The organism is Neptuniibacter sp. QD37_11 (genome assembly GCF_047778105.1).
Taxonomy (GTDB): Bacteria; Pseudomonadota; Gammaproteobacteria; order Pseudomonadales; family Balneatricaceae; genus Neptuniibacter.
In genome coordinates, this window is sequence record NZ_CP180552.1 from 3,376,005 (window position 1) to 3,391,867 (window position 15,863).

16 protein-coding genes are annotated in these 15,863 nt (G+C 46.0%); 8 read left to right on the plus strand and 8 right to left on the minus strand.

What is annotated here, in order from left to right; all coding sequences use genetic code 11:
• Window positions 1-199 precede the first annotated feature (199 nt).
• A complete protein-coding gene (ppx, locus tag ACMXYT_RS15995) occupies window positions 200-1,714 on the plus strand; it encodes an exopolyphosphatase (RefSeq protein ID WP_415899468.1) in 1,515 nt (504 codons plus the stop codon).
• 25 nt (window positions 1,715-1,739) lie between these two features.
• Here ppx and ACMXYT_RS16000 read toward each other — a convergent pair whose 3' ends face one another.
• The 3 genes from ACMXYT_RS16000 to hslO all read right to left on the minus strand — a co-directional run bounded on the left by ACMXYT_RS16000 (window position 1,740) and on the right by hslO (window position 5,797).
• Window positions 1,740-2,840: a poly(3-hydroxybutyrate) depolymerase gene (locus ACMXYT_RS16000; protein ID WP_415899469.1), complete on the minus strand. Its 1,101-nt coding sequence runs from the start codon at window positions 2,838-2,840 to the stop codon at window positions 1,740-1,742.
• Between the two features lie 330 nt (window positions 2,841-3,170).
• A complete protein-coding gene (locus ACMXYT_RS16005) occupies window positions 3,171-4,718 on the minus strand; it encodes a phosphoenolpyruvate carboxykinase (RefSeq protein WP_415886192.1) in 1,548 nt (515 codons plus the stop codon).
• A 209-nt stretch (window positions 4,719-4,927) separates the two neighbouring features.
• A complete protein-coding gene (hslO, locus tag ACMXYT_RS16010) occupies window positions 4,928-5,797 on the minus strand; it encodes an Hsp33 family molecular chaperone HslO (RefSeq protein ID WP_415911663.1) in 870 nt (289 codons plus the stop codon).
• A gap of 111 nt (window positions 5,798-5,908) precedes the next feature.
• Between hslO and ACMXYT_RS16015 the strand changes: the two genes are divergently transcribed.
• Window positions 5,909-6,691, plus strand: a complete 783-nt coding sequence (locus ACMXYT_RS16015; protein WP_415911664.1) for a phosphatase PAP2 family protein — start codon at window positions 5,909-5,911, stop codon at window positions 6,689-6,691.
• A gap of 54 nt (window positions 6,692-6,745) precedes the next feature.
• Here the strand turns inward: ACMXYT_RS16015 and hslR are convergent, their stop codons facing one another.
• Window positions 6,746-7,156 (minus strand): ribosome-associated heat shock protein Hsp15, encoded by a 411-nt coding sequence (gene hslR / locus ACMXYT_RS16020; RefSeq protein ID WP_415886198.1) that lies wholly within the window; start codon window positions 7,154-7,156, stop codon window positions 6,746-6,748.
• Window positions 7,153-7,809, minus strand: coding sequence for a GMP/IMP nucleotidase (gene yrfG / locus ACMXYT_RS16025; RefSeq protein WP_415911665.1), 657 nt, complete (start codon window positions 7,807-7,809; stop codon window positions 7,153-7,155). Before yrfG ends, hslR begins: the two co-directional genes overlap by 4 nt.
• Window positions 7,810-7,840: 31 nt before the next feature.
• On the opposite strand from yrfG, the gene nudE reads away from it, so the two are divergent.
• Complete coding sequence (gene nudE / locus ACMXYT_RS16030) at window positions 7,841-8,386, plus strand: ADP compounds hydrolase NudE (protein ID WP_415899473.1); 546 nt, start codon at window positions 7,841-7,843, stop codon at window positions 8,384-8,386.
• 49 nt (window positions 8,387-8,435) lie between these two features.
• Window positions 8,436-9,272 (plus strand): 3'(2'),5'-bisphosphate nucleotidase CysQ, encoded by an 837-nt coding sequence (cysQ, locus tag ACMXYT_RS16035; protein ID WP_415899474.1) that lies wholly within the window; start codon window positions 8,436-8,438, stop codon window positions 9,270-9,272.
• A gap of 56 nt (window positions 9,273-9,328) precedes the next feature.
• Here cysQ and ACMXYT_RS16040 read toward each other — a convergent pair whose 3' ends face one another.
• Window positions 9,329-9,613 (minus strand): hypothetical protein, encoded by a 285-nt coding sequence (locus ACMXYT_RS16040; protein ID WP_415886206.1) that lies wholly within the window; start codon window positions 9,611-9,613, stop codon window positions 9,329-9,331.
• Between the two features lie 307 nt (window positions 9,614-9,920).
• Between ACMXYT_RS16040 and ACMXYT_RS16045 the strand changes: the two genes are divergently transcribed.
• Together ACMXYT_RS16045 and ACMXYT_RS16050 are read left to right on the plus strand one after the other, a co-directional pair.
• Window positions 9,921-10,502, plus strand: a complete 582-nt coding sequence (locus ACMXYT_RS16045) for a superoxide dismutase (protein ID WP_415911666.1) — start codon at window positions 9,921-9,923, stop codon at window positions 10,500-10,502.
• A gap of 118 nt (window positions 10,503-10,620) precedes the next feature.
• The gene (locus ACMXYT_RS16050; protein ID WP_415899475.1) at window positions 10,621-11,181 is read left to right on the plus strand and encodes a DUF4166 domain-containing protein; all 561 of its coding nucleotides are present in this window, start codon (window positions 10,621-10,623) and stop codon (window positions 11,179-11,181) included.
• 6 nt (window positions 11,182-11,187) lie between these two features.
• Here ACMXYT_RS16050 and ACMXYT_RS16055 read toward each other — a convergent pair whose 3' ends face one another.
• Complete coding sequence (locus tag ACMXYT_RS16055) at window positions 11,188-11,787, minus strand: arylesterase (protein ID WP_415911667.1); 600 nt, start codon at window positions 11,785-11,787, stop codon at window positions 11,188-11,190.
• A gap of 10 nt (window positions 11,788-11,797) precedes the next feature.
• Between ACMXYT_RS16055 and ACMXYT_RS16060 the strand changes: the two genes are divergently transcribed.
• Together ACMXYT_RS16060 and ACMXYT_RS16065 are read left to right on the plus strand one after the other, a co-directional pair.
• The gene (locus tag ACMXYT_RS16060; protein WP_415899477.1) at window positions 11,798-12,487 is read left to right on the plus strand and encodes an ABC transporter ATP-binding protein; all 690 of its coding nucleotides are present in this window, start codon (window positions 11,798-11,800) and stop codon (window positions 12,485-12,487) included.
• Window positions 12,484-14,943, plus strand: coding sequence for an ABC transporter permease (locus tag ACMXYT_RS16065; protein ID WP_415911668.1), 2,460 nt, complete (start codon window positions 12,484-12,486; stop codon window positions 14,941-14,943). Before ACMXYT_RS16060 ends, ACMXYT_RS16065 begins: the two co-directional genes overlap by 4 nt.
• Here the strand turns inward: ACMXYT_RS16065 and ACMXYT_RS16070 are convergent.
• Window positions 14,922-15,863 carry a diguanylate cyclase domain-containing protein gene (locus ACMXYT_RS16070; RefSeq protein WP_415899480.1) on the minus strand — a complete coding sequence of 314 codons (942 nt, stop codon included), beginning with the start codon at window positions 15,861-15,863 and terminating at the stop codon, window positions 14,922-14,924. The two genes, ACMXYT_RS16065 and ACMXYT_RS16070, sit on opposite strands and share 22 nt — an antisense overlap.

The window sequence follows — 15,863 nt, forward strand, 5'->3', positions numbered from 1 at the left end:
TAGCGGTCAATTATTTAGCTATAAGCTTAAACCTCAAACGCTATAAAGCCCCATTTCATGGGACTGCCAGGCCATATTTCCAGTAGACTATCCTTATAAATTAAAAGCCTTAAAACAAAAGATGAAAAGCACCTGCAGTACCGCAGTACTTTTGGTAATCTAGCTCAGCCTTCCATATCGGGTCATAGGACGATAACGCATGACAGAGCCTTCAACTGTTTCAGATAAACAAGATGATCAACGCTTAGCAGCCATTGATTTAGGGTCTAACAGTTTCCATATGGTTGTCGCGCAACTTGATCAGGGTGAGATACGCCCGATTGACCTCTTGTCCGATAAGGTTCAACTGGCCGCTGGCATCAATGAGAAACGCTACCTGACTGATGAAGCCAAACAACGAGGGCTCGAATGCCTCAGCCGTTTTGCCCAGCGAGTCAAAGACCTCCCTAGAGATTCCGTTAGAGTCGTAGGCACCAACGCTCTTCGTGAAGCCAAAAATAGCCGAGAGTTTATTGAGGAAGCTGAAGCTATCCTAGAAACTCCGCTTGAGATCATCGCAGGTCGAGAGGAAGCGCGTCTTATCTATTTAGGTGTATCCCACACCCTTGCAGATGATCAAGGCTCCCGTTTAGTCATTGATATTGGTGGCGGTAGTACTGAGTTTATCATTGGCGAGCGCTTTGAGCCCCGCACTATGGAAAGCCTCCATATGGGCTGCGTTAGCTATACCAAACGCTATTTTAAAGATGGCATTATCTCTGCTTCCAACTTTAAACGCGCTCGCACAGCCGCTCGCCAAGAACTGCAATCTATCGTCCGAGAATATCGCAATCTAGGTTGGAACAGTGCAGTAGGTGCATCAGGCACAATCAAAGCCGTTCGCAATATTTGTCAGGATTACGGCTACAGCCAAGAGTCCATAACCTGGGAAGGGTTGCAGCAACTTAGAGATCTTCTGCTGACCTTCCAACACAGTGACGATATCGACATTAACGGCATCAAAACTGAGCGAAAAACCGTCCTCACTGCAGGCGTTGCAATTTTATGCGGGATATTCGAAGCCCTAAATCTTGAGAAACTGAGCTTCTCCGAAGGCGCACTACGTGAAGGCGTTCTCTATGATATGGCAGGCCGTTTAAAGCATGAAGATGTCCGTGATCGCAGCATTACCGCACTTATGCAGCGCTACCATGTTGACCAAGAACAAGCCGAACGTGTCGAACAAACAGCTCTGCTTGCTTGGGCACAATTGAAGGAAAGCTGGCACCTTTCTTCAAAAGACTACGATATGCTTTGTTGGGCAGCACGTACACATGAGATTGGCCTGACAATCGCTCACAGCCAGTTCCATAAGCATAGTGCTTATCTGCTTAGCCACTCTGATCTACCCGGCTTTACGACGCGCGAGCAACAACAACTAGCGACTCTCGTGCGCGGTCATCGTCGTAAATTTCCTAAAGACGAGTTCAAAGCACTACCTAAACGTTTGCAAGAACCCTATCGTCGACTCTGCGTGTTACTAAGATTGGCAGTTGTACTCCATCGCAGTCGCTCTTCAGATCGCCTTCCAGCAATCACGTTTAGCTTTGACGGCAAAACACTGCATATGAATTTCCCTGAGGACTGGCTATCTCACCACCCATTGACCGAAGCAGGGCTTGAGCAGGAAGCGAGTTATCTAGAAAGCGCTGATATGAAGCTAAAATACAGCTAACTATCTAATCTTCAAACTTGCACTATTAATAATCATTAGTAGGTTTTGAGGTTAAGCGATTAACCATTTGATTGATCGCCTTCATCTGTGGCGCAGTTCTTTTATAGTAATGATATGGCGGTAAGTTATTACTGCTATACCCCCAAAAATCCCAACAGCCACGGGGGTTTAAAGGCATGATTGAGGAGGGTTTCACTTGCGGGTAAAGGATAATCAATCGATTAGCATCCGCTGTTTCGTTATAACCCGTACCCTTTACAAACCGATCCCCCAAAAATTCATGACCTTGACGGCAACCATGTAGAGCCACATGCACCCTGCAAGATTCACTACGGCAACTCTCAGGAATATAGACATAACCCATATTATCTAGACTACTGTATTCGCCTGAAATGAAAGGTGTTTGATCAAATTTAATCAACTCACCTGACAGCTCTTTAACATCGACCTCCAATTCGCCATAGATATGCTCTAGCAATCGCCGCGCTTGGGAGAAGCCACAATTATTGATCCATGGTTTTTCTGTCAGGCTACATTGATTATCTTCAAGATCATCGGTAATAAATCCGTGTCCTGCAGCCACTCTGTTATCGTAGCGAATAGCACTTTCATCAAGTTCTAAGTGCTTATAGAAAGACACCGTCTGGTCGCCCACGACCTGCCACACGGTTTTATCTTCAAGGCCCGAGAAGATATAAACCTTGTCATCATAAAGATTCTCTAACTTAGCGATACTACCGCGCTCAGCTTCAGTTTTGGCTAGTTCAGACAAATAACGACTATTAGGATAAAGAGATTCAGGACAACCAAACCAGCTGTACTTGCAAGGATCCATACAGGTTGTAGTGGCACTCACAAGCTTAGGCGTCATATCACTTCCGGGAATACTCGCGACACAATTCCACGGTCCTCCTGCAATAATCCCTGCGCCCACTAGATTCTCAGAATATGCAATATGATACTGAGCAGCCATAAAACCACCGGAGGATAAACCAGATATGGAGGTTTGATCCGAAATAGCATTTAACGCCGGAAGATCAGGCGCCACCAGACCACCTTCGCCATCAATCGCTTGAGCAAAGCCCGTCAGCATCCAACAGCTAATAATCAATAATAAACGAAACACTTCCTCTCCCTAATGCAAAGCAACATTAGCAACGAGTTTCTCGTAATTCCGCACATTTGTCCTTTACGGTCTGGTTTAGATCCATAAGCCTTATCTTGTAGCACCATCGCGCGTTGAACTCATTATTTAACATTAAGGGCAGACCTACCCAGCAAAACTACAGACCCACTCAAAAATCAGAGTAGCACCCAACTCTGATCTACACGCTTCATCCATATCACTCCCTGATTTAATGAATCATACATTTGATAAAAATATCCCTTTAACAAAACTAAGGCAAAAAAAAACCTCGTATAAATACGAGGTTTTTTTCAAATGCTAGCTAGCCGCTTATAGCTTAGGGCCCGCTGCAATGATCTCTTCAGATACGCCGTCGAACTTCTTGAAGTTCTCTACGAACTGACCGATCAGGTCGTTTGCAGTTGCATCGTAACCAGACTTATCAGCCCAAGTGTTACGTGGGTTAAGCAGTGTAGAGTCTACACCTTCAACCGAAACTGGTACTTCTAGGTTTAGACCTTCTAGCTTCTCAGTCTCAGCACCGTTTAGGGAACCATTCTGGATTGCAGAGATGATGCCACGGGTAGTTGGGATGCTGAAACGCTCGCCAGTACCGTAAGAACCGCCAGTCCAACCAGTGTTTACTAAGTAAACCTTAGAACCGAACTCTTCGATACGCTTCATTAGAAGCTCAGCGTAAACGTGCGCTGGACGAGGGAAGAAAGGAGCACCGAAGCAAGTAGAGAAAGTAGACTTGATGCCACCGCCTGAACCCATTTCTGTAGAACCTACAAGTGCAGTGTAACCAGACAGGAAGTGGTACGCAGCCGCTTCTTTAGTCAGGATAGATACTGGTGGCAATACGCCGGTCAGGTCACATGTTAGGAATACGATAGAATCTGGCTCTTCACCCATGTTAGATACAGTACGTTTTTCAACGTGCTGTAGCGGGTATGCGCAACGACCGTTCTCAGTTAGAGATGTGTCATCGTAATCAGCTGTACGTGCATCGTTTAGAGCAACGTTCTCTACGATCGCACCAAAGCGGATAGCGTCCCAGATAATTGGTTCGTTCTTCTGGCTTAGATTGATAGTTTTAGCGTAGCAACCACCTTCCAGGTTAAATACAACGCCTTTGCCCCAACCGTGCTCATCATCACCGATTAGGTAACGAGAAGGGTCAGCAGACAGCGTTGTTTTACCTGTGCCGGATAGACCGAAGAATAGCGTTGTGCTGTTGTCATCACCAACGTTTGCAGAACAGTGCATTGGCAATACGTCTTTCTCTGGTAACAGGAAGTTCTGTACAGAGAACATCGCTTTCTTCATTTCACCAGCGTAGCGCATGCCTGCTAGCAAAACTTTACGCTTAGCGAAGTTGATGATTACGCAACCATCGCTGTTTGTGCCGTCACGCTCTGGATCACATTCGAAACCAGCAACGTTTAGGATCTGCCACTCTTCTTTCGACTTCGGGTTGTATTCCGCAGGACGAATGAAAAGGTTCTGACCAAACAGGTTCTGCCATGCAGTCTGAGTAGTCATGTTTACAGCAAGATAATGGTTTGGATCAGAACCAACGTGTACGTTTGACACGAAGTGCTCTTTATCTGCGATGAACTCTTCTACGCGAGTCCATAACGCATCAAATTTGTCTGAATCGAATGGGCGATTGATATTACCCCAATCGATAGAATCAGCAGTACTTGGCTCTTCAACGATGAAGCGATCCATCGGAGAACGACCGGTACGTTTACCTGTTGTCACTACCAATGCGCCAGTGTCAGCAAGTGTTCCTTCACCGTTGGCAATGGCTTTCTCAACCAGCTTAGCTGGGCTTAAGTTATGGTGTGCAATGTTAACAGAATCTTTGGTCATTACTGGGTTCCCTTGGCATAGGCGCCAATAACGTTACCTAATAAGGCGTAAGGCTATGGTGTATCGTAATTATAAGGAGGCGTATTATGCACAAAAATCGCACGCTGTGCCATTGTTGAAATCAATTCGCATTTGACCTGCCGTAAAAACAGGCTTATTTGATTGATTTTACAGCAAATTCACCACCAGAATATCTAATATAAGTTCGCTTAATGTACTTGTGAGCCGCCTGAAGCGCCGTTTTCAGCAAACAGGGCTTCAATATCTGCAGCGTCAAAATCGTACTGGGCGTTACAGAACTGACAATTTACAGCCACTTTGCCCTGCTCTTCTAGTACTTCTAAAAGCTCTGCTTTTTCGACAAGTTTCAAGGACGCTTCGCTGCGTTGACGCGAACAGGTACATTTAAATCGAACGTCATCCGGTTCGTATAGACGGCATTGTTCTTCGTGGAAAAGTCGGTACAACAATGTTTCGTTATCTAACTCCAATAACTCTTCACTTTTAAGCGTGGACGCTAAGTGACTGACCCGGTCCCAGTCTTCTTCGCCTGTACCTTGCGCTGGCAATACCTGCAGCATCATACCTGCTGCTTTTTCACCATCAGAAGCTAGCTGGATCTGGGTTGGCAGTTGCTCGGAACTTAGGAAGTAGTTCTCTAAACATTTACCAAGGTTTTCTCCGTCTAGCGGCACAATACCTTGATAAGGCTGTCCTTGCTCCGGCTCGATAGTCAGGACAACCTGACCTTGCGGTAATAGATCCACAAAGTTAGCTTGTTCATCTAGCTCACCTTCGTAACGAGCAATCGCACGTAAATCGCGGTCATGGTTACATTCCGCCATTAACACACGAACATTTCCTCGACCTTGAGCTTGAAGAATAAGACGACCTTTAAATTTTAGGTTCGAGCTAAGCAAGCTCACTGCTGCTAACATTTCACCTAACACCTGCTGGATCACAGCGGGATAGTCATGGTTTTCAAAACAATCGGCACAGGTTTGCTGTACGCCGGAAACAACGCCGCGAATATCCAATTCATCGAATAGGATACGCTGAATCTGATCAGGATTACTCATGAGAGGATTCTATCGAGTTATAAGTGGAAAATAAGAGGGTCCAGACAGGTACCCAAGTCAATACAGGTATTTTATCATATCTGTCTAACAATTCGGGACAGTATTTGCAGTATGAACGATATCACCGTTTTCAGGCAGACTTGGAATCTAAAAGCGCTTTTCCTTGGGCATCTATTTGCGTTTGCTTGGTTTGGCTTCTTCGTGACAGAAACAGGCTTTGCTTTCTGGCGCAGCATCGACCAAAACCTATTTTTTATGCTGAATGGCACACTGTCTGAAGATAATGGTTGGACCCGCTTTTGGGCGTGGGCCAATGTCCGCATTATGGATCTAGTCCCTCTAACGATCATGCTGGTGAGTTTGACCTTCCCGGATTTCGGCATCAAACGTGACCGCCTGCAGCAAGCGATCATTGGGTTTGTTCTACTACTTGTTTTGATGTTCTTTGTCAGAGAAGGGGTGGCTAATTTCACTAAGGCTGCGGAGCTAAGTGGAAAGAGCCCAACCTTATTGCTGGAGCCTGCATATCGATTTAGTCAGATCGTACCGGATATTCCGGCCAAAGACAGTGCAACATCCACCTTCCCTGGGGACCACGCTACCGTCGTGCTAACTTGGGCAGGTTTTATGATGCTAAATGCACGTAGCTGGCTATCTCTATCAGCTCTGTTTTTGGCCGTGCTATTTATGCTTCCACGCGTTGTTGGTGGAGCCCACTGGGCGAGTGACAATTTAGTGGGCGGGGCTTTCTCAGCGATGATTACCCTGAGCTGGGCATTCTGCACGCCAATTATGCATATAGCTACCAGCAAGACTCATAAACTTCTGCTGCCATTAATACGGCTATTCACAAAGATACCTTTGCTAAATCAACTTCCGATTCTCAAGCCTTAAACAGGCTTATCAAACCGCATTGTTCAAAAAACAAATGAGCAATGCGGTTAGCATTCAACCTTTATCAAAGATACCGCGCTCACCATCTTTAAATGATCGAATCTGACGACGCTCTTTCTTATTCGGTCGATTGCGCGGATTCAAGCTACTACCCATCGCCTTGCGCTGAGCTGCATGCTCTTCACGTTTTTTAATACTGGCTTCAGTTTCTTTGTAGAGCTTTTGCGCTTCAGGCGCGCCACGACGCTTATCCGAGAGTTCAACCACTACGATCTCTTTCTCATCGAAACCCTGACGAATTTCTAAGACAGCGCCGATCTCAACGTGTCGGCTACATTTGGTACGTTGGCCGTTGTAGTGCACTTTACCGCCATCGATCATCTGTTTAGCAACAGCGCGGGTTTTATAAAAACGAGCGGCCCAAAGCCATTTATCAAGTCGAACTTTTACTTCTGTATCTGTCATTTCTTGGGGGTAATCTCATCAAAGTGCTCTATAGCACTATAGTCATCTATTTCTCTTTTAGGCTGCTGGCTATCAGGTTGGTAGATCGACAATAAATACTTAATACCATATTCCCGAGCACTGTTAAGTACAGCAAAGCTATCATCCACCAGCAAGGTACGGGACTTATCAAAAGGCTCTACTTGCTGCAGACGATCCCAAAAAGTGAGATCTTCTTTGGGCAATCCAAAGTCATGAGAGCAGATGACATCATCCACAAGATCGTTGATAGCGGTTTTTTCAATTTTAAGAGACAGGCTTCCCCAATGAGCATTCGTCACAATAACCGTGCGAATCCCCTGCGCTTTTAAGGTAGCTAGAAAGTCCTGCACATGAGGTCGAAAAGCGATTTTGTCGGCAATCTCATATTTCAGCTCGGTAATGGGCACATTCAGTTCACGCGTCCAATAATCCAAGCAATACCAATTAAGAGTTCCTTGCTGCTCTATGATACGCTCATGCAACCAGCTGCGAGCTTCATCTTGATCCATTTTGTGGATCTGCGCATATCGCAGGGGTAGATGTTCTAGCCAAAAATAGGTATCAAAGTGTAGATCAAGAAGGGTGCCGTCCATATCCAGCAAGACGGTATCTATATTCTGCCAATCAAACATTTTTCAGGCCAAGTAAAGAGGAAACCTCAGTATGCCGGTTAAACCCGAGATTTTGAAGGTTACAACTGCCGCACAAACACGCTTATTTAAAGTCGAGCAGGTTGAACTTCGCTTTTCTAATGGTGCCGAACGCACTTATGAGCGCTTAGCCAATCGAGGTAACGGTGCAGTAATGATCATTCCTGTGACCGAAGACAATGAAGTACTGCTGATCAAAGAGTACGCTGCAGGTATTGAGGATTACACGCTGACGCTACCTAAAGGCCTGATTGATCCCGGTGAAGACGCTCATATCGCTGCAGACCGAGAGCTTAAAGAGGAAGCAGGATTTGGTAGCAACCAGTTAAATACGCTAAAAGTAATGACATCAGCACCCAACTATATGGGGCATAGCATTACAGCGGTCGTCGCCAGAGATCTCTATCCTTGTCGTTTACAAGGCGATGAACCAGAGGAGATGGAAGTTGTCAGTTGGCCGCTAGCCGAAATAGAACAACTGGTAGCCAGCGATGACTTTACCGAAGGTAGAGCCATTGCCGCGCTCTATATGGCCAGAGATTTCCTCAATCGTAAGTAGAACCATCATTCATACTGCCAACACCCAATAACAAAAAGGCCGTAAGGTAATGAACCAACACGACTTAGCTTCAGCATTACTCTGCATTTGTCAGCAAGCCAGCGCTGAGATCTTAAAAGTTTATCAGCGCGATGATTTTTCGATTGCGGCTAAAGAAGACCACTCCCCAGTTACGGCTGCTGATCTCGCTGCGCATCAGGTGATTCAGGCAGGCCTCAGTGATCTAACACCCGAGATCCCGCAACTGAGCGAAGAAGACACTGAATTAACCTATCAACAGCGTAAAGTTTGGCAGCAATTTTGGTGTATCGATCCGTTAGACGGAACCAAAGAGTTTATTAACCGTAACGATGAATTCACCATCAATATTGCGCTGATCGAAAATAACCGCCCTATCTTTGGCATTATCTATGTCCCCGTTAGCGGCGTCGCCTATTGGGGAGGGAACGAGATTGGTGCTTGGAAACAGGAAGATGGGCGAGCTCCAGCGCAAATCAGAAGCCGGCCTCTGGGCAAAGACCTAATCGTCGCATCCAGCCGCAGGCATGGCCAAGAAGCCAACGAAAACCTGATGCTACCGATAGCCAAACAGTTTTCACAGATTAGCCATCGAGGGATGGGGAGCTCTCTAAAGATGTGTCTAATCGCTGAAGGTATAGCCGATTTTTACCCACGCCTTTATCCCACCAGTGAATGGGATACGGCAGCAGCTCAAGCCATTCTGGAAGCAGCCGGTGGGCGTTTAGTCAACGCCGAAACACTCGAAGGCCTCACCTATAACTTACGCGAGTCTTTAGAGAATCCGTATTTCTTTGCCTGCGGTGATCCGCAATTCCCGTTAGAAGTGTTAAGAAACCATCTAGCGAGCGGTTCTCAAAACGGATAGAGATCAAAAGTAACTGGGATAGAGTTAACTATCCCAGTTAGTTGAGTAGATAGGAGTTATTTTTCAGCCGCACAAGACTGATTAGCGCGCGCCAGAACTTCTTCCACTTTAAATTTAAAGTCCGGGTTGCTCAGCTGATTAGCACGGATCAGTTTTACTTCATTATCGCTAAAGTGCTTGTGTACATATTTAGAGAAGCAGTCACAGCGTTCCTCTGTAGCACCCGCCAACTTCATGCAGTCCTCTTTAAACGGCACAAACGTATCAGACGCTAAAAACTGAGTTTTAACGACCAGAATTGCCAGAGATACCACAGAGATCCAAATTAAAACTTTATACATCGTCTAACAGTCACTTTTTTATAGTTATAAAAATACAGGCCTGTCATTCTAGGGTTAAAACATGACAGTTTCAGCAAACTTTAGTCGCAGCCCTTTAAAAAATGAATTATGAACCAATATAGGTAGATAGTTCGTAATAAAAGAACATCAAATAAGCACACTTTTTGTACCATGAAATAATCACTCTTGGGTGCTATTATTCCCGTGCTTTGGATAATTAATAATTACCTGCCAATCGTGTGAGCATACGGAAACGCAGGTAATCTCTGATAATAAGTCTTTACGACACACGAATAAGGTGACACTTATGAGCTTTGAACTTCCGCCGCTACCTTATGCAAAGGACGCTCTGGAACCACACATCTCTGCTGAAACGCTAGACTTCCACCACGGCAAGCACCACAACACATACGTTGTTAAGCTAAATGGCCTAGTTCCTGGTACCGAGTACGAAGGTAAAACTCTAGAAGAGATCATCACTTCTGCTCCTGCTGGCGGCGTATTCAACAACGCTGCTCAGATCTGGAACCACACGTTCTACTGGAACTGCCTATCTCCAAACGGTGGTGGTGAGCCAACTGGCGCGATTGCTGATTCAATCAACGCTAAGTGGGGTTCTTTCGCAGCATTCCAAGAAGCTCTAAACGACAAAGCAGTTAACAACTTCGGTTCTAGCTGGACTTGGTTGGTTAAAAACGCTGACGGTTCTATCGATATCGTTAACACTAGCAACGCTGGCTGCCCTCTAACTGAAGGTCAGACTCCACTGCTAACTGTTGACCTATGGGAACACGCTTACTACATCGATTACCGTAACGTTCGTCCTGATTACCTAAAAGGTTTCTGGGCGCTAGTTAACTGGGAATTCGTAAACGCTAACTTTGCATAAGTTACCGTAATTTTTAAAAGGCTGATACGGAAACGTATCGGCCTTTTTTGTGCCTAGGATTTATCGTGATAGGCTAAAACAAGTGTTACGGGAAATAGCTAAACAAAGGACTGTATGAATGAAATCTGCGCTTGTATCCACTTGGTTCGGAGATAAATTTTCTGAACTTCACCCTCAACTACAACAGTTGCATATCCAAGGTGGTGAGCTTAAAGGCTCCGTCGATCTAACATTCGGTACAGGCCTCGCGGGAATAATCGGCCAGAGGCTTGCCAAGAAAATGGGCCTACCAACAGCTGGCCAACATCAATTATCCGTGAACATATCTCATCAGCCTGATGGCTTATACTGGGGGCGCTGTTTCAACGACCAAGCGAGAGTAACTTCACTATTTAAACCGGTGGGTTCAATTGCAGACGGTTATTGGATCGAAGAAACCGGCCCGATAACATTGCATCTGACAGTTGATATCAAAGAGGGCGGATGGTTTTGGCGCTGTCTAAAAATTAAGATCAAAGGTGTTTCCGTCCCCACATGGTTGCTACCTAAAACCACTGCTTACAAAAAGATAGAGGATGGGAGATACCGATTTTTCGTCGGTTTTACTTTGCCATTACGGGGCTCACTCGTGTCCTATCAGGGGTTACTCAAGCCCGATCTCCAACTCGAAAATAAGTAACGATTACTACAATAATGGCTCTAAATAGGGCCACATCGTATCTAGCAGATAAGGCTGACCAGCCGCACTAGGATGAATCCCATCATCCTGCATGCGCTCAGGAAACAGGGCAACCTGCTCCATAAAGAAAGGCACTAAAGCCACGTCTTTGTTATCAGCCACCGTCGGATAGATTTCGCTAAAACGTTGGGTATAGGCTTTACCGTAGTTAGGAGGGAGCTGCATACCAAGCAACAAAACCTTAGCTCCATTTCCTTCAGCCATATCGATTAGACGCCCTAAATTTCTTTGGATCGCAACCGGCGGCGTGCCACGTAAACCGTCATTCCCGCCCAATTCGATAACCACAATCTCTGGCTCAGTCTGTTTCAGCAGCAAATTCAATCGCGCAATGCCATTTTGCGTTGTATCACCACTAACGCTGGCATTAATCACTTCAAGCGCATAGCCTTGTTGTTCTAAACGCTGCTGTAACAAGTGCACCCAACCTTGTTCTAGATCCATCTGATAGGCAGCAGATAGGCTATCCCCTAAAACAATTAGGGAACGCGCTTGAACCGGAATGGTCAGAAATACGAATAATAGAAAGGCAATCGTTTTACGCACGGAAGAACCTATGGCAATTGATACAGACACAGTCGTTAGTGCTCAGCATCTCGCAAAACAGTTTCAGACTCAAGCAGGAGCCGTTGATCTATTCAGTGATATCAATCTAGAGATCAATCGGGGAGAAAGTGTTGCTATCGTCGGACCTTCAGGCACGGGTAAATCGACCTTGCTATCGCTACTAGCCGGATTAGACCAGCCTAGTTCTGGTCATGTTTTACTGAATAATACCGATCTCAATACCCTGAATGACCAACAACGGGCAGATTTTCGTAACCAACATATCAGCTTTGTATTTCAATCGTTTCACCTACTACCAGACCTAACAGCCCAGCAAAATGTCATGCTGCCTCTGCAAATTCGCAATCATAAAGAAGCTGCAGAAGAAGCAGAGATTTGGCTGAGCAAAGTAGGCCTGAGTGAACGACTTAATCACAAACCCGCTGAGCTATCAGGTGGTGAACAACAAAGAGTGGCGATAGCGCGCAGCTTTGCCACAAATCCCACCCTACTGTTTGCTGATGAGCCTACCGGCAACTTAGATGAACATACCGGTGAACAGATCATCCAGCAGCTTTTTGATCTCAACAAAGCCCAAGGCACGACGCTGATTTTGATTACCCATGACTCATTCTTAGCAGAACGCTGCAGTCGAGCATTGCGTTTGCATAATGGCGAACTGCAAGAGTTATCCGCATGAACCTTACCACTCTGTTGAAAATAGCCGGGCAACATAGCTGGAGTAATATCAAGCTAAGTGAGTGGCGATCACTCCTACTGGCTCTCTTACTGGCGATTACTATTGCTAGCCTAATGGCAGTACTAGGCGAACGGATTGAACAAACGCTCGAAAGACAAGGCAGTGCACTTTTAGGCGCTGACTTAGTTCTGAGTAACAGTCGCCCTCTTTCTGAAAAAACGCTTTCGATGGCTGAAGAGATGGCTCTTGAGCACACCTCGGTCACGCAGATCGCCAGTATGGCGAACCAAGGTGATAACTTTGTTCTTGTCAGTGTAAGAGCGTTGAGTGCTCCCTACCCTCGCGGACAAATAACATTAGATCAGCCAACACAAACAGAATTACCAAAGCAGGGAGAAGCCTGGGCCGAGCAAGGCGTATTTGAACGCTTAAAACTCGAACCCGGCGATAAACTGACCTTAGGCTCAACAGAATTTATTTTAACTCACACTGTAAAGGCGTCACCCGATCGTGGGCGCGGCTTTATCAGCTTTAATCCGCAAATCATTATCAACCAGTCGGATCTTCAAAGCACTGAGCTCTTGGGCCCAGGCTCACGTGTACATTATCGTCAGCTGTTTAGTGGCGATGCTCAGCAAATAGCGAAACTAGAAACTTATCTACAAGAAAACAAACAAACCGGCGAACAGATCACTTCACTTAAAAGCGAAGAGGGCCAACAAAATAGCGCGTTAATGAAAGCTTCGTCTTATCTGCGTTTAGGCGCGCTGTTTGCTTTGCTCATTGCGGCCATGACGATTTTCCTAAGTTTACGCCGCTTCACACAGAGCCAAAGTAAACGCGCTGCCCTGTTGAAAAGCTTAGGGGTCAGTAATCGTCAGTTGTTACTGATGTACCTTGCGCAGCTAGGGTACGCATGGCTCCTATGTAGCCTTGTAGGGATTGTTCTGGCAGTTATATTGGAAGCATCTGGCCTACAACTGCTAAACGAACTGTTACCTCAACCAGTACCTACGGCCGTTTTCACAACCTACCTCACAGGGCCTGCGTTAGGCATTGCTATTATTGTCACCCTGGGGTTGCCGAACCTTCTGTTGCTACAGAAAAGCACGCCAACACAGCTATTCCAAAACCAGCCTTCGCCTCTAAAGTGGAGTGGCAAGCTGCCCTATCTTTGCGCGTTCATTGTCTTACTGTTATTTACTAGCAGTTACTTAAATAGCCTTTGGCTCACGCTCAGTCTTACTCTAAGCTTGCTTATCCTAGGTAGCCTGCTGGGTTGGCTCGGTGCTTTTATCGCGCAATGGAGTTCGCAGAGGTTATCTAAGCATCATCCGCTAGGGCAGATGTTGGCCAGCCGCATGCAGCAACAGCAGCGCTGGTATCGGATCCAAATACCGGTAATCTGCCTGTTATTTGCATTGTTGAGCATCAACTTAGTTGCTCTGAATGATCTACTTAGCCGCTGGCAAGAACAGTTACCCGAAAACACGCCGGACCATTTCCTAATCAATATTCAAGACTGGGAGAAACCTGAAGTTGAAACCTTGTTAACAGCACAGCAGATCGATAATCAGCTCTGGCCGATCTATCGTGGTCGATTAAGTAAGGTTAATGGCCAACCTTTAGCAGAGGCTCTCACGCCTGAACAGTTAGAACAGCCTTCGCTAAAACGTGAGTTGAACCTTACAGCCACGGAACAATTCCCCGCGCATAACAAGCTGATATCAGGACAGTGGAACAGCTCACAAAGCGTCTCTATTGAACAAAAGCTCGCATCTGAACTGGGCTTAACACTCGGCGATACCGTCACTTTTGATATCGCCGGCCGCGAAGCCAGCGCCGAGATCACTAGTATACGTTCTGTAAGATGGGACTCATTCCAGCCCAACTTTTACTATATATTCAGCCCCGACATCTTGGATCCGTACTCGCCTAGCTATCTAACCAGTTTTTATCTAGGTGATAAAAGCGCAGAGGTTAGCCGCTCTCTGCTACAACAGTTCCCGACTCTGACCCTGATCGATGTTCGGCAGATTCTGTCGCAGCTGCAAACATTACTGAGCAAGCTCTCCCTGCTCTCAAGCTTACTGATGTTGCTAACAACAGCATCAGGTTTAGTTTTACTTTATGTAACGCTGACCCAAGAACTTGAACAGCGTCGTCATGAAAACGCACTTCTGCTTACCTTAGGCGCGAGCCAGAAGCAGTGTAAACAACTTGATCGTTTAGAGATGGGATTGATTGGCGGGATCAGTGGTGTACTGGCAGTCATCATTTCCGAGGCAAGTTTGTGGCCGATCCACCAGCAATTGTTGAATCTATCACCGGTTTTGCATCCGATACTCTGGTGTCTATTACCGATACTCAGCAGCGGGCTATTTATTCTAATAGGGCACTTTAGCCATCGTCAGCAGAGCTTAAGCCAAAGCTATCAAACACTAGCTTCACGCTGAACAAAATGAGCAGCGGGCAGATCCTGATAATGACAGCGATTTCGCCCGCTTTTTTTAGCGGTATACAGTGCTTGATCAGCGGTTTCTACCAAACGTTCTAACTCGGCATTGGGACCTGCTTCAATCACAGCCAGTCCGATACTGACCGTAACGATCTCGGCACTGCTTGATTGCGCATGCGGGATCTGTAGTTCACGTACAGCGCTAAGCATTTTTTCAGCGATTTTCTTCCCGCCCGCCAGATCGGTATAGGGCAAGATCACGGCGAACTCTTCCCCCCCATAACGACATGCTTTATCCAAATCTCGATCACACTGTTGATCGATGGTTTGCGCCACCTGTATCAGGCAATCATCACCCGCTTGGTGACCATAGTGATCGTTGTACTGTTTAAAGTGATCAATATCGATCATTAACAACGCGAGAGGACTAAAAGTCCGAATCGAGGCCTGCCAATGCTGATTTAATGCCTGATCAAACAACCGACGATTGGCAATACCGGTCAAACTATCGGTGACATTCAATGCTTCTAACATGTCACGCTGTTGCTTCAACTGTATATGGTTATTTACTCGCGCTTGAACGATTGCGGGACTAAAAGGTTTAGATATGTAATCCACCGCCCCAAGTTCTAGGCCTTGGGTTTCCTCTTCAATAGTGGATTTAACGGTGACAAAAATAATCGGGATATTGCAGGTAAGTTCTTCAGCTTTTAATTGCGAACAGACTTCATAGCCGTTCATATCGGGCATAACAACATCAAGCAGAATCAGATCAGGTGGGTTTTCACGGGCACGTTCAATCGCCTTAGCGCCGCTTTTCGCAACAATAACTTTGTAATCACTCAACAGCGAAACCAACACATTGCAGTTAACCGCTTCATCATCGACTACCAGTACATGCCCCTTCACCTTATCCAC

Bases quoted from the DNA above. Each gene is read 5' to 3' on its own strand.
- ppx (WP_415899468.1), top strand. From the start codon at position 200: ATGACAGAGCCTTCAACTGTTTCAGATAAACAAGATGATCAACGCTTA.
- ACMXYT_RS16005 (WP_415886192.1), bottom strand. From the start codon at position 4,718: ATGACCAAAGATTCTGTTAACATTGCACACCATAACTTAAGCCCAGCT.
- hslO (WP_415911663.1), bottom strand. From the start codon at position 5,797: ATGAGTAATCCTGATCAGATTCAGCGTATCCTATTCGATGAATTGGAT.
- ACMXYT_RS16015 (WP_415911664.1), top strand. From the start codon at position 5,909: ATGAACGATATCACCGTTTTCAGGCAGACTTGGAATCTAAAAGCGCTT.
- hslR (WP_415886198.1), bottom strand. From the start codon at position 7,156: ATGACAGATACAGAAGTAAAAGTTCGACTTGATAAATGGCTTTGGGCC.
- yrfG (WP_415911665.1), bottom strand. From the start codon at position 7,809: ATGTTTGATTGGCAGAATATAGATACCGTCTTGCTGGATATGGACGGC.
- nudE (WP_415899473.1), top strand. From the start codon at position 7,841: ATGCCGGTTAAACCCGAGATTTTGAAGGTTACAACTGCCGCACAAACA.
- cysQ (WP_415899474.1), top strand. From the start codon at position 8,436: ATGAACCAACACGACTTAGCTTCAGCATTACTCTGCATTTGTCAGCAA.
- ACMXYT_RS16040 (WP_415886206.1), bottom strand. From the start codon at position 9,613: ATGTATAAAGTTTTAATTTGGATCTCTGTGGTATCTCTGGCAATTCTG.
- ACMXYT_RS16045 (WP_415911666.1), top strand. From the start codon at position 9,921: ATGAGCTTTGAACTTCCGCCGCTACCTTATGCAAAGGACGCTCTGGAA.
- ACMXYT_RS16050 (WP_415899475.1), top strand. From the start codon at position 10,621: ATGAAATCTGCGCTTGTATCCACTTGGTTCGGAGATAAATTTTCTGAA.
- ACMXYT_RS16060 (WP_415899477.1), top strand. From the start codon at position 11,798: ATGGCAATTGATACAGACACAGTCGTTAGTGCTCAGCATCTCGCAAAA.
- ACMXYT_RS16065 (WP_415911668.1), top strand. From the start codon at position 12,484: ATGAACCTTACCACTCTGTTGAAAATAGCCGGGCAACATAGCTGGAGT.